A 12440-nucleotide genomic window follows, 5' to 3' on the forward strand; every position below is an offset into this window, starting at 1 on the left:
ACCGAAAATGATCGCCAACTACCTCAAAGTCGCCTTCAGGCACCTGTTGAAAAACAAGCTCTATGTTTTGATCAACACCCTCGGCATGGGGATCTCGATCGCATGCGCCATGACGGTCTATCTGCTGATCGCCTACAATTTTGAATTTGACAGCACCGTGGACAAAACCAGGGTAAGCCATGTGGTCAAGGTTTTGCATCACCGGAAAGACCATAGTGGCGACGCGTTTAAAGAGCTGGTGGCTCCGCTTCCCCTGGGACCTGCCGCCCTCCAGGACATTGCCGGCATCACCCGTTTCACCCGCTACTGCAGCGACGGCGGCTATCTCAGTCGCGGCGAAAAAGGTTTTCATGAAACCATCTTCTTTGCCGATTCAAGCTTTCTGAAGATGTTCACCCCGGGACTTGCCCAGGGTTCCTACAAAAGCTTTGATGACAAGAGTTCCATTTTCATCAGCGAGAAGTTTGCCGCGAAGTATTTTGGTGCCGAAGATCCCCTGGGAAAAGAAATGATCGTTTCTTTCAACAACAAAAAACTCAATGCCGTCGTCGGGGGAGTGCTCAAGGATGCGCCGTTCAATTCGACGTTCACGGAAAACATCCTGATGCGGATCGAAAACTATCTGGATCTCTATGATGTGAAAGACAACGATTGGGCATCCGCCCACACGGCCTCGGTTTTGTTTGAACTCGCCGACATTGCACAGGCCGGGACAATAGGCGATCAGTTTAAAAAATATGCTGCCCTTCGCAATGCGGCTGTGGCGGAGGCCGGGTCGGTGCGTTATGAGTTGGTCCCGTTTAGTCAATCGATTTCCCCAAACGATGTCCGGCGATCCGATCTTCACCTTCGCATTCCCTCTATTGCGTTGACGATCTTCATGACGCTTGGCGGGATCATCCTGTTGATTGCTTGCTTCAATCTTACCAACACGACGCTTGCCCTTTCCATGAAACGACTGAAAGAGATCGGCATCCGCAAAGTCGCCGGCTCAAACGGTTTACAGATCGGACTTCAGTTCTTTAGCGAGATCCTGATGACGGTCACGTTGTCGGCGGGTGCCGGCTTTTTCCTGGCACTCTATATTATACCGGAGTTCGCCTCGATGTGGGAACTCCCCTACGGACTCCGGGAACTGAATAGCATGAACATGGTGATCGCGCTGGCCATTGTTCTTTTTGCCAGCGCCGTTTTGGCGGGTCTCTATCCGGCCGTGTTCGGAAGCCGGCAAAGCCCGTTGCTTTTATTCAGGGGCGGCAAAAATCCCGGAGGCACAAACCTCTTCACCCGAAGCCTGCTCGTCATGCAATTTGCGCTCTGTACGGTCGTGCTGATCGCCGGAACCGTTTTCACGCGCAACGCCACCTACCAGGACAACATCAGTTTTGGCTACGAAAAAGACATGCTCATCACCGCATTGATACAAGGTCCTCATGAAGCCGAAGCCCTCCGCGAGGCGATACAAGGCGATCACCGGATCACCGGAATGTCGCCCTCCGTTCATCATTTCGCTTTTATCAATGCACCCGAAAGACCGGCCAGCCTTGCGGGAGAAAAATTTAATGCAACCGTCTACGAGGTCGGCCCTGATTATTTTTCGACCGTGGGCCTAAAGCTCATCTCCGGCAGACTGTTTCCTGCGACCGATACGGTTGACAACCGGTCTGTGGTTGTAGATGAAAATTTCGTAAGACGAAATCGCCTGGAACATCCCCTGGAAACGAAAGTCGAAGTGGAAGGCGAAACCCTGACCATTGTCGGTGTCGTGAGCGATCACCTGACGGACCTGGAGAGCGACAACACCGAGAACTACCTATACCGCCTTGCGAAACCCAGCCAATACCAGATCCTGGTGGTGCGCGCGGAAGCCGCGACGTTGCCGGAGACCCGGCAGTACATCGACCGGCAATGGAAAAAAATCTATCCCGACAAGCCCCTTCAAACTGACCTGCAACCCGAGATCGTGTACCAGGAAGCGAATATTTACAATCGCAATCTCAGCAAGATCTTTTTCTTCATGACGGTGTTGGGATGTTTGTTATCCGTTTCCGGTCTTTATGCGATGGCCAACCTGAACATGACCCGGCGCACAAAAGAGATCGGTGTTCGAAAAGTATTGGGTGCCTCTGTCGCCAGCATTTTGAAACTTGTCAATAAAGAATTTGCTGTGATCCTTTTGATCGCAACGCTTTTGGGTGGGTATGGAGGCTACAGGCTTACGAATGGATTACTCGCAAGTCTTTTTGCTCAACATATTGACGTGGATATCATTACCATTGTGACCAGTGGAATGTTTGTGTTCTTGATCGGAATGTTCTCGACCAGCCTCACGATATGGACAGGAGCGACTGCAAATCCCGTCCACGCGTTGAGGAGCACATAGCAAGTCGATCGGGTACATCCCTGCTGGCAATGTCATCCCTTTTCAAAAAGCCAGCGCATTGGCGATTGCTTCTTTTCTGGCACGAGACCATAGCGATTGATGCTTTTCTCTTTTATAAAATCCAACGCTTCGTCGATCGAGTCGGTCACCAAGATCAGTTGAAGGTCCTCATCCGAGATCGTGTGTTTCTTTTTCATCCACTCGAGTTGATCGACCAGATCTTTGTAGAAATCGCGATCGAAAATAATGATCGGGAAGGGTAATATCTTCTTGGTTTGGGTGAGGGTGACGGCCTCAAAGAATTCGTCCATCGTGCCAAAGCCGCCGGGGAGGACAATAAAAGCAAAGGAGTATTTGATCAACAACGTTTTCCGGACAAAGAAATAACGGATGTTTACCCATTTGTCGAGGTAGGCATTGGGAACTTGTTCGGTAGGCAACATGATGTTGCAGCCGACCGATCTGCCGCCCACTTCTTTGGCACCACGGTTCGCAGCTTCCATCAGGCCCGGTCCTCCACCGGTCATGACGGTGAACCCCAGCTGGGCAACACGCGCCGCCAGGTGCCGGGCGTCTGTGTAAAACACATGCTTTTCATCAAACCGGGCCGATCCAAAAAAAGTAACACAGGGTCCCACAAAATGCAGTGCCCGGAATCCTTTTATAAATTCGACAAATACTTTTATGATAAACCGGAATTCCTCCCATCGCGACTGCGGCCCTGAGAGGAATTCTATCTCCGATCCTGCTTTCTGCATGGCGCTTTCTTATAACAATACATTTTCCTCGCTCCATTCATGAAAGAAAAGTTCCAGCAACTCGCGCTCGTCGTTCTTTTCCCAATGCACGATCGTTTGCAGCAAGTCGGCTGCCGTCTCCAACCCAAGCGTCTCCGCATAGTGCAAAGATGCTTCGTAGGCGCTGGCCTTATACCGGTTGATCCGCAACAGTTCGCTGACCAGCACGTGGTTCTGCACCATGGGTTCCTGCGCAAACTTGAGCCGGTCATACAACTCGTTGATGAACTCGTCAACCACGTGGGTATGACACGACCGGGGCTCGCGGTTCAGGTATGAAAATACACGATCGACTTTCGTTCTTTTATGGTCGCAGCTTTCCAGGTAGCGTTTGAGAATGTCCTGGAGCTTGGGTGACTGAATGATCGTCGTCATTTTTTTCAAGCCCTCCCGTAGTTTTGCCTCGGCTTGGTATAGTGCTTCCAATTCCAGCACCAACGCTTCTTCCAGTGTGTTTATGTTCTGTTTCATGGGGGATTTTTTTACATTCAATAGTTGTCAGTATTTTCTGTGGCTAGCTTCACGATCGCCGCCTTCAAGTCTGCCTTGAGTTTTTCGAAGCGTGCAGACAGCGCCTCGGCCTCCTCCATGAGTTCGCCGTGTTCCTTATAATATTGGATCTCCCATTCACTTCTTGTTTCCAGCATCCGGGCCAATTTGCTCTCATGGTTGCGCAATTTTTTCCGCATATCCTCGATGACCTCGACGGTGTAGAAGAGGACCAGGTTTTGAAAATGATTTACTTCGCTTCTATCTTCCCGCATCAGCCTCAAAGCGGCCAAGTCTTCAAGTTGGCGTTGAAAGAAGGCCAGCTCGCTTTTCCAGAGCACGGTGGCCGATAGCCAGTCAAGGGTCTTCGTGTGTTTCTCCAGCAAAGCCGGCTGCAACACGTAGTTGTTGGTTACTCCTGTTACGCTGATCATATCTTTTCTTTTTCGAAAGGTAGGATATCGGCCAAGGCTTTACCCTGATGTTTGTTTTGTTACACCCTGATTTTGGTCACCCGCTCCGCGCTATCGCCGTTGCTGATGAAGATTATCGTCCGCCATGACTTTTGTCATGCCAGGGTAGCGGGGGTGGCTTTAGTTTTATGACCAAAATCAAAAAGACAATGCGCTGTGATGATGTACTTAAAGAAAATGCAAGCCGCCGTTTATCTGTAGGAAATTGACCGTCATTGTCGGAAATTAACCATTACCATTTAAACACCAGCCATATGAAATATCTCAATGGAGAAGACGCTGTCAAGGTGATCAAACCCGGCGATCGTGTTTACATACACGGTGGCGCGGCCACACCGCATTACCTGTTGAAGAAGCTTGCCGAGCGTTCGGCCGAACTTTGGAATGTGGAGTTGGTGAGCATTAGCCTGCAAGGGCAACCCATCGTTACCGACCCCCAATACCAAAAGAGTTTCCGGATGAATTCTTTATTCGTGTCGGAATGCGTGCGGGGCGCCGTCAATGACGGCCGCGCCGATTATGTCCCCATCTTCCTCAGCGAGATCCCGCTCCTGTTCAAGAGAAATATTCTTCCCCTGGATGTTGCCTTGGTCCAGGTATCACCACCCGACAAGCACGGGTATTGCTCGCTGGGAGTTTCGGTCGATATTGCCGGGGCTGCCGTTCAAACGGCCCGGCACGTCATTGCCCAGGTCAATCCACGCATGCCGCGCACGCTTGGCGACGGGATCATTCACCAGGATAAGTTCGACACGATGGTGCTGATGGAACAGGAACTTCCCGAAGTCCCGAACGGCAATCCGGACGACGAGATCGCCCATCGCGTTGGGATGCATTGTGCGGAATTGGTGGAAGACGGCGCTACGCTGCAGATGGGTATCGGCTCCATCCCAGACGCCGTTTTGGGATCGCTCACCAACCACAAGGAACTGGGCGTTCACACTGAAATGTTTTCCGATGGCATCATTCCGTTGATTGAAAAAGGGATCGTGACCAATCAACACAAACGGAAATATCGCAACAAGACCGTCACCTCTTTCTTGCTGGGTAGCCGCAGGCTATACGATTTTGTGGATGACAATCCCGCCGTGAGCGTGCTCAACATCGACTATGTGAACGACACCTCGGTGATCCGCACCAATCCAAAAGTGACTGCCATCAACAGCGCCATCGAAGTGGACATTACCGGGCAGGTGTGTTCCGATTCCATCGGCACGTATCATTTCTCGGGTGTTGGGGGACAAATGGATTTCATGCGTGGTGCCGCACTTTCGGAAGGAGGAAAGCCGATCATCGCTTTACCTTCCACGACCCGCAAGGGCGAATCGAAGATCGCAGCCTTTCTCAAGCCGGGCGCGGGTGTTGTGACCACGCGGGCGCATGCCCACTACATTGTTACGGAATATGGTATTGCCTATCTCTATGGCAAGAACATGCGCCAGCGGGCAAAAGCCCTGATCAACATCGCGCACCCCAACCATCGCGAAGCGCTCGAGCAAGCTGCTTTCCAACGGTTCCACAACTATGAATTTGAGCGCACTTACTATTAAGACCTCAAAAAGTATATGCTGGGTTCCCTGACAAAAAATCAATGCGAGCGGGTGTTGCTTTCCGAATTGGTTGGAAGGATAGGATGCCACGTTTCCGGAAAAATGTACATCGTGCCACTCTCCTACGTGTTCGAGAAGGGCTACCTCTATGCTCACGCCAAGGAAGGTTTAAAGATCACGATGATGCGCAAAAATCCGAACGTGTGTTTCCAGGTGGATCAGATCGATGACATGGTCCATTGGAGAAGCGTTGTGATCTGGGGAAAGTTTGAAGAAATAACGACACCCGCGGCCCAGGACAAAACCCTGGAACTTCTCGACGACCGGTTCAAGGTCTACAACACCAGCGAATCGGTCAAGCCCGTTTTCAACACGACCGGCCAAGAGCTGCTCAAAGAAAAGAAACCCGTGCTCTTCCGGATTGCCGTGGATGAGATGACGGGAAGATTTGAAAATGGGGAATCAAAATAGACCTCGCTATCATCTCTCAGAATACTACCCTTCCTTCCACAGTGCGACATACTCCAAAAACTGACATAAATCAGTTTACCGGCTGACGGGCCTCACGCAGTGACTCAAACGTCAGGGCTACTTTTAGACCATCATTAAAACTGACAAAGTCATGAAAAAAATACTCGTCCCCTGTGATTTCTCCAAGCCGGCGATCAATGCATTCCGGTTTGCGCTGGACATGGCGCTTCAGTCCGGAGGTTCCGTTCATTTCATGAATGTGATTGAACTCCCTATTCTGCACGACACCGTGATCATGCCCGTTCTGAATTTCGAACAAGAACTTCTCGACGACTTGAAGGAAAATGCAGAAAAGTCATTTGCGAAAATACTGGAAAAGCACAAACCCGGCGAAGTCGCTGTAAAGACCGTGGTTGAATTCGGATCGGTACACGCGAAAATTCAGGATTATATCGTTGACCAGGGCATCGACCTGGTGGTGATGGGCTCTCACGGCGCCAGCGGTGCGCGCGAATTCTTTATTGGATCCAATGCCGAGCGAATCGTCCGCAGTTCCGCGGCCCCGGTCCTTGTATTGAAAGACTATTACAAAGGCCCGATCAAAAATATTGTCTTCCCCAACACACTCGACACCGAAAACCAGGAAGACCTCACCATGAAGGTCAAAGCCTTGCAGAACTTTTTTGGAGCGCACCTGCACATTGTATGGATCAACACTCCGCTGAATTTCACTTCCGACGACATTACCCTGAAACGGTTGGAGGCCTTTGCCAAGCGCTTCATGCTGAAGAACTACACACTTAATATCGTTAACGACACCAACACGGAGCAAGGCATCCTTCAATTCGCCAACCGGGTGGGCGGCGACCTCATCGCGATGGCCACCCATGGCCGCAGAGGGGTCTCCCATCTCATCTATGGCAGCCTGGCCGAAGACGTGGTCAATCATACGAAAGTATTGGTGTGGACCTACGCACTGAAGGACGAGACCGTTGAAGCCTAGCAGCAAATCAAAAACGTTAACGATGACGACCGGCGTAGTTGAATCCGTAGTATGCTTTCATTGTGGCGAGCCTTGCGAGGACACCGCCTGGTTTGACGACAAACCTTTTTGCTGCGAAGGTTGCAAAACCGTATTTGAGATCCTGAGCTCGAATAACCTCTGCACCTACTATGAATTAGATCGCCAGGCGGGAACATCGTTGAAAAATGCCCGGACCGGATCATATGCTTATCTCGATGCCCCGGAAGTGCGGCAGAAATTATTGTCGTTTGACTCGCCGGAACGTTCGAGCATTACGTTCCACGTTCCCGCGGTACATTGTGTTTCCTGCATTTGGCTATTGGAGAATTTGCGAAAGCTGAACCCTGGGGTCTTTAAAGCAGAAGTAAGTTTTGGCCACAAAACCGTGGCCATCGCATTCGACCCCAGGCAGGTCAAACTTTCGGAACTGGCGGACCTGTTGGCCGCGGTAGGCTATGCGCCTGTCATCCGCCAGGACAGCGAGCAGGATGCCCGGACAAAATCCGCGTCGGGACGCACGCTGGTTTACAAACTGGCGATTGCCGGATTTTGTTTTGGCAACATCATGCTCTTTAGCTTTCCCGAATACCTGGGGCTGGACAATCACGACGCTTCGTTAAAATCTATTTTCTCGTGGCTGAACCTGGCGCTCTCCGCGCCCGTATTTTTCTATAGCGCTTCCGAATATTTCCTTTCCGCGTTTAAAAGCTTCCGCCAGAAACAAATCAACATCGATGTGCCCATCGCCGCCGGGCTCCTGGCATTATTCCTGCGCAGCACTTTTGATATTCTTTCCGGCACCGGACCAGGCTACCTGGACTCCTTCACGGGCCTGGTATTCTTTCTGCTGATCGGCCGATGGTTCCAGGGAAAAACCTATGAGAGCCTCGCGTTCGATCGCGACTTTAATTCCTACTTCCCGCTGGCCGTAAACCGGCTCGTTGACAACACTTGGAAGCCGGTGATCATTTACGAATTGGAAAAAGGCGACATCCTAAAGATCAGGAACATGGAGATCGTTCCGGCAGATTCGGTGCTGAACGATCACGATGCCTTGTTCGACTACAGTTTTGTTACGGGGGAAAGCAAACCGATAAAAATAAAAAAAGGAGACCGCGTATATGCCGGTGGCCGTCTCATCGGCCAACCCGTGACGCTCACGGCTGAAAAGATGACCTCGCAAAGTCACCTGACAAGCCTGTGGAACAACGACACATTCCGCAAAACCGAAGAGCGGCAATATCAAAAAATAATCGACCGCTCGGCGCGGAAATTTACGTGGATCGTGATCGTGCTGGCCATGGTTACCGCCGGTGTGTGGTACGTTTTGGCTCCTCAACAAATGTGGCTCGTGCTCACCTCGGTGCTCATGGTGGCCTGCCCTTGTGCGCTGGCTTTGGCTGCTCCGTTTACCTATGGCAGCATGCTTCGTGTGTTTGGGAAGCATGGACTCTATCTGAAAAATGCCGATGTCATTGAACGGCTTGCCGCCATCGATGCCGTTGTTTTTGACAAGACCGGAACCGTGACCTATGGCCGCGAGCCGGCCGTGGAATTTGCAGGCGATCTGAATGCGCTGGAACGCGAAGCGATAAAGGTTCTAACGGCGGCGTCGACGCATCCCCTAAGCAAGATCATTTCCAAGTCCATTCACGCGCGCGATACCCTGGATCTTTCAAATTTTAAGGAGCTGCCTGGAAAGGGTGTGCAGGGCGTGATCGCCGGGAAATACATCAAAGTCGGGTCGGCGGAGTTTGTCGGGTTTTATGAAAAGCTGGACCCGCATGCCTCGGTCGTATTTATTTCCATCGACGACGAGGTCAGGGGGTATTTCATCATCACGGTGAAGATCCGGCCTCAGCTCAAAAATATGCTGGCGCGATTGGGAAAGAAATGCTTGGCGTTGCTTTCCGGCGATAATGACGCAGACAAGGCCAGCATGCAAAAGATCTTTCACCCTTCCGTGAACTTGCGCTTCGACCAAGACCCGCACGACAAGCTGGCGTTCATCCAAAACCTGCAACAGGCCGGCAAAAAAGTGATGATGGTGGGCGACGGCCTCAACGACTCCGGCGCACTAAAACAAAGCGACGTCGGCCTGGCCATCTCCGACGACAACGGGATCTTCACGCCCGCTTGCGACGGCATCCTGGACGGCGCCCGGCTGAACCACCTGGACAAGTTCCTCGACCTGTCCCGCTACTCGTCGATCATCCTGAAAATAGCGTTCGGCATCTCGTTCTTTTACAACACCATCGCCTTGGGCTTCGCCGTCACCGGCCACCTCACGCCCCTGGTCGCCGCCATACTCATGCCGGTGAGCAGCATCAGCGTGGTGGGCTTTTCAACCCTCGCCGTCAACTTTGTTGCGCGCCGAAAACTAGTCCACACCTTAACCCGACGCCTATGGGAATCATTATCATCCTGATCTCGATCAGTCTCGTGATTGCCGTGGGCTTTCTCCTGTCATTTTTATGGAGCCTGAAAAGCGGCCAGTTCGACGACACTTATTCGCCCTCCGTGCGCATGTTGTTCGAAGACAAACCACAACCTGAACCTGCTAACGACAAAAAAAATGAAAGACCAGAACGCATCGGCCCTCCTGAAGAAATATGACCTCCCCACACCGCGCTACACCAGCTATCCCACCGTACCGGCCTGGGACACCGCGAATTTCACGGAAGAAGAATGGATCGCGTCCGTACGTCGCGCGTTTGATGAGTCCAACGACAAAAAGGGAATAAGCCTCTATCTCCACCTTCCTTTTTGCGAAAGCCTGTGTACTTATTGTGCCTGCAATACGCGGATCACGCGCAATCACTCAGTAGAGATCCCCTATATACAAGCGCTGTTAAAAGAGTGGGAGCACTATAAAACGATCTTCGGACGAAAGCCCGTGATCCGCGAGCTGCACCTTGGTGGCGGCACGCCAACCTTCTTCAGCATCCAAAACCTGCAATGGCTCATCACCTCCCTGCTGGAAGGCGTTTCGCTACACAACGATTTTGAATTCAGCTTTGAAGGCCATCCCAACAACACCACGGAGGGACACCTGCGCATGCTCTACGAACTGGGCTTCACGCGTGTGAGCTTCGGGGTTCAAGACCTCGACGAAAAAGTGCAGCATACCATACACCGCATACAGCCCTTCGAAAACCTGGAGCACGTCACCCGGCTGGCCCGCGAAATCGGCTACAAATCGGTGAGCTTCGACTTGATCTATGGGCTGCCGTTCCAAACGCCCTTCACCGTTTCGGATACGATCGACAAGGTGCTCACGTTGCGTCCCGATCGATTGTCATTCTACAGCTATGCGCACGTTCCCTGGCTGCGGCCCGGTCAGCGCGGGTATGACGAAGGCGATCTCCCCTCCCACTACCTGAAAAGACATCTCTACGAACTAGGCCGGCACAAACTGCGGAAAGCCGGCTATGCCGACATCGGCATGGATCATTTTGCCCTGCCCGCCGACGAGTTGTTCAAAGCCCATATACAAAAAAAGCTCCACCGGAATTTCATGGGCTACACCACCAACCAGACGGACCTGCTGATCGGTCTTGGCGCATCGGCCATCAGCGACTCACATTATGCTTACGCCCAAAACAAAAAGAAGGTGGAAGAATACGCCGACGCGATTCGAAAGGATGGCACCGCCATCGTGAAGGGCCACTTGCTGACGGAAGAAGATCTGTTGATAAAGCAATGCATTCTTCAGATCAGTTGCCAGGGCGAGTTGGACCGCGAACTCCTTGAACAAGTGGTCGACCGACCCCTACTCGATACGTTGATCGAAATGGAAAAAGAGGGCATCCTCTATTTATTCGACGGTAGCCTGAAAGTGACCACGGCAGGCCAGCCCTTTATCCGGAATATCTGCCGGGTGTTCGATAAGCGAATGGAAAGAATAGACGAACAAAAAAATATCTTCAGCAAAGCGATCTGAATCATCGGCACTCAGGAGCTCTACGATCCTGGCCAATGGACTCAGTGGTTTGCCGTTATGTATTCGATTTTAATGATCTCTTGCTTAAGCCACAGGAAATCCCCCGATTTCAATATCCAAGATACTTCACATGCCTCGGGTATTTCACGGTTGTTCATTTTCTGATAGCCGGTGACGTCTACTTGCCACGTTTCCTTTCTGAATTCCCCTTGGAAATCGCCAAAGCGTTCGGCGGAGAAACGCTGCACCAAACCGTTTGGGTGGAAGGTGAAGGTTCCGGTAGCCGTCACACCCTTGTAGGTCATCGTGGCCAGCGCTTGGTCGGGAGCGACTTCCTCCCAGTGGATGTAATCCATCATGGCCGCCTCAGGATACCAGATCATTTCACCCATAAATCGAAGCATTGTCCCCTGGTCGATTTCATTTCCCGAAGCATTTGCCATTGTATAGATCGCCAACGGCTTTATCAGCATTTGGCCTTTTCCGTTTTCATATTTATCCCTGCCTGCGATGAAGAGGAACGGCGCAGCGCTGATCCTCGCCTTCCAGATAAAGGACGGCGGGTCGATCGTGCAGAACTGCGTGGCTTGAAAGTCCATCCATTTCCCTTCGGGTGTTGTGCGCATCGCGCCGGATTGTGAGATCCTGATCGCGGACACCGGTCTGTCAAAAGCGCCAGATGCCGTTAGCCATTTCTGTACGACCTGCGGAAGATCTGTCCGGCGTGAAGATAAGCTTGCGGATGAAACCGATGCACGAAGCATTGCCGAAACTTCGCTGTCTACGCCTTTTGTCAAATTTTGATTGTGCTCCTGCCAAAATCAATACCACCAGGATGATCACGTTAAGGATCGTGGCGTATTTCGCGTCCCGCCAATACAGCATGATCAACCCCTGAGACAGCACAACGCCACCTATACCAACCATCCAATACCAATCTTTTTGCACGAGGTAAAGGACGGCCGTTCCCATCAGTAAACAACACGCGAATAACCAAAGCAAGCCGGCGGTCTTTGCGGCGGTCATGGTGAGCGGAATCGTCGTCTTGTGTTTCAGCATACTGGGGGGTCCCAGGTTCCATTCCTTGGAGAACCCCATCAGGTGGATAAGCCCATGGATCATGAGCGGGATGGCAAATAGCAGGCGGATCATAGGCAGAGGAATTTGCATCGAACTTCATCATTCCCGGCATGAAAACTCCTGAGACGTATCAGCGACGCAAGATGACTTTCATCAGGAAATACGGGAGAGGCTTATTTTACTTTCGTCTTGTGCTGATGGGGCGTGCTCTTATCCAGAATGCTCCACAA

The 12440-nt window shown here is 51.7% G+C and carries 12 protein-coding genes; 7 read left to right on the forward strand and 5 right to left on the reverse strand.

Going from position 1 to position 12440, the window contains the following annotated elements; translation table 11 throughout:
- The first annotated feature begins 7 nt into the window (after positions 1-7).
- Positions 8-2383, forward strand: a complete 2376-nt coding sequence (locus D4L85_RS30475) for an ABC transporter permease (protein WP_119757904.1) — start codon at positions 8-10, stop codon at positions 2381-2383.
- Positions 2384-2415: 32 nt separating this feature from the next.
- Here the strand turns inward: D4L85_RS30475 and D4L85_RS30480 are convergent, their stop codons facing one another.
- From D4L85_RS30480 to D4L85_RS30490, 3 genes are read right to left on the reverse strand one after another with little or no spacing between them, the layout of a single operon-like run.
- Positions 2416-3141 carry an LOG family protein gene (locus tag D4L85_RS30480; RefSeq protein WP_119757905.1) on the reverse strand — a complete coding sequence of 242 codons (726 nt, stop codon included), beginning with the start codon at positions 3139-3141 and terminating at the stop codon, positions 2416-2418.
- 9 nt (positions 3142-3150) lie between these two features.
- Entirely contained in the window at positions 3151-3651 is a 501-nt protein-coding gene (locus D4L85_RS30485; protein ID WP_119757906.1) for a YciE/YciF ferroxidase family protein, read from the reverse strand.
- 17 nt (positions 3652-3668) lie between these two features.
- Positions 3669-4103 (reverse strand): hypothetical protein, encoded by a 435-nt coding sequence (locus D4L85_RS30490; protein ID WP_119757907.1) that lies wholly within the window; start codon positions 4101-4103, stop codon positions 3669-3671.
- A gap of 293 nt (positions 4104-4396) precedes the next feature.
- Here D4L85_RS30490 and D4L85_RS30495 point away from each other — a divergent pair, with 293 nt between their 5' ends.
- From D4L85_RS30495 to hemN, 6 genes are all read left to right on the forward strand, one after another.
- On the forward strand, positions 4397-5692 hold the full coding sequence (locus D4L85_RS30495; RefSeq protein ID WP_119757908.1) for an acetyl-CoA hydrolase/transferase family protein: 1296 nt from the start codon (positions 4397-4399) through the stop codon (positions 5690-5692).
- A 15-nt stretch (positions 5693-5707) separates the two neighbouring features.
- Positions 5708-6163, forward strand: a complete 456-nt coding sequence (locus D4L85_RS30500) for a pyridoxamine 5'-phosphate oxidase family protein (protein ID WP_119757909.1) — start codon at positions 5708-5710, stop codon at positions 6161-6163.
- Positions 6164-6314: 151 nt separating this feature from the next.
- Positions 6315-7166 (forward strand): universal stress protein, encoded by an 852-nt coding sequence (locus tag D4L85_RS30505; RefSeq protein WP_119757910.1) that lies wholly within the window; start codon positions 6315-6317, stop codon positions 7164-7166.
- Positions 7167-7188: 22 nt separating this feature from the next.
- A complete protein-coding gene (locus tag D4L85_RS30510; RefSeq protein ID WP_119757911.1) occupies positions 7189-9615 on the forward strand; it encodes a heavy metal translocating P-type ATPase in 2427 nt (808 codons plus the stop codon).
- Complete coding sequence (gene ccoS, locus D4L85_RS30515) at positions 9594-9803, forward strand: cbb3-type cytochrome oxidase assembly protein CcoS (protein ID WP_119757912.1); 210 nt, start codon at positions 9594-9596, stop codon at positions 9801-9803. Before D4L85_RS30510 ends, ccoS begins: the two co-directional genes overlap by 22 nt.
- Positions 9763-11130: an oxygen-independent coproporphyrinogen III oxidase gene (gene hemN / locus D4L85_RS30520; protein ID WP_119757913.1), complete on the forward strand. Its 1368-nt coding sequence runs from the start codon at positions 9763-9765 to the stop codon at positions 11128-11130. The genes ccoS and hemN overlap by 41 nt, the downstream gene beginning before the upstream one ends.
- Before the next feature lie 41 nt (positions 11131-11171).
- On the opposite strand, the gene D4L85_RS30525 is transcribed toward hemN, so the two are convergent.
- Both D4L85_RS30525 and D4L85_RS30530 read right to left on the reverse strand, forming a co-directional pair.
- On the reverse strand, positions 11172-11894 hold the full coding sequence (locus D4L85_RS30525; RefSeq protein WP_335621954.1) for a DUF6544 family protein: 723 nt from the start codon (positions 11892-11894) through the stop codon (positions 11172-11174).
- Positions 11797-12282 (reverse strand): hypothetical protein, encoded by a 486-nt coding sequence (locus tag D4L85_RS30530; RefSeq protein WP_160144101.1) that lies wholly within the window; start codon positions 12280-12282, stop codon positions 11797-11799. Before D4L85_RS30530 ends, D4L85_RS30525 begins: the two co-directional genes overlap by 98 nt.
- Positions 12283-12440: the final 158 nt, after the last annotated feature.

The organism is Chryseolinea soli, from assembly GCF_003589925.1.
Taxonomy (GTDB): Bacteria; Bacteroidota; Bacteroidia; order Cytophagales; family Cyclobacteriaceae; genus Chryseolinea; species Chryseolinea soli.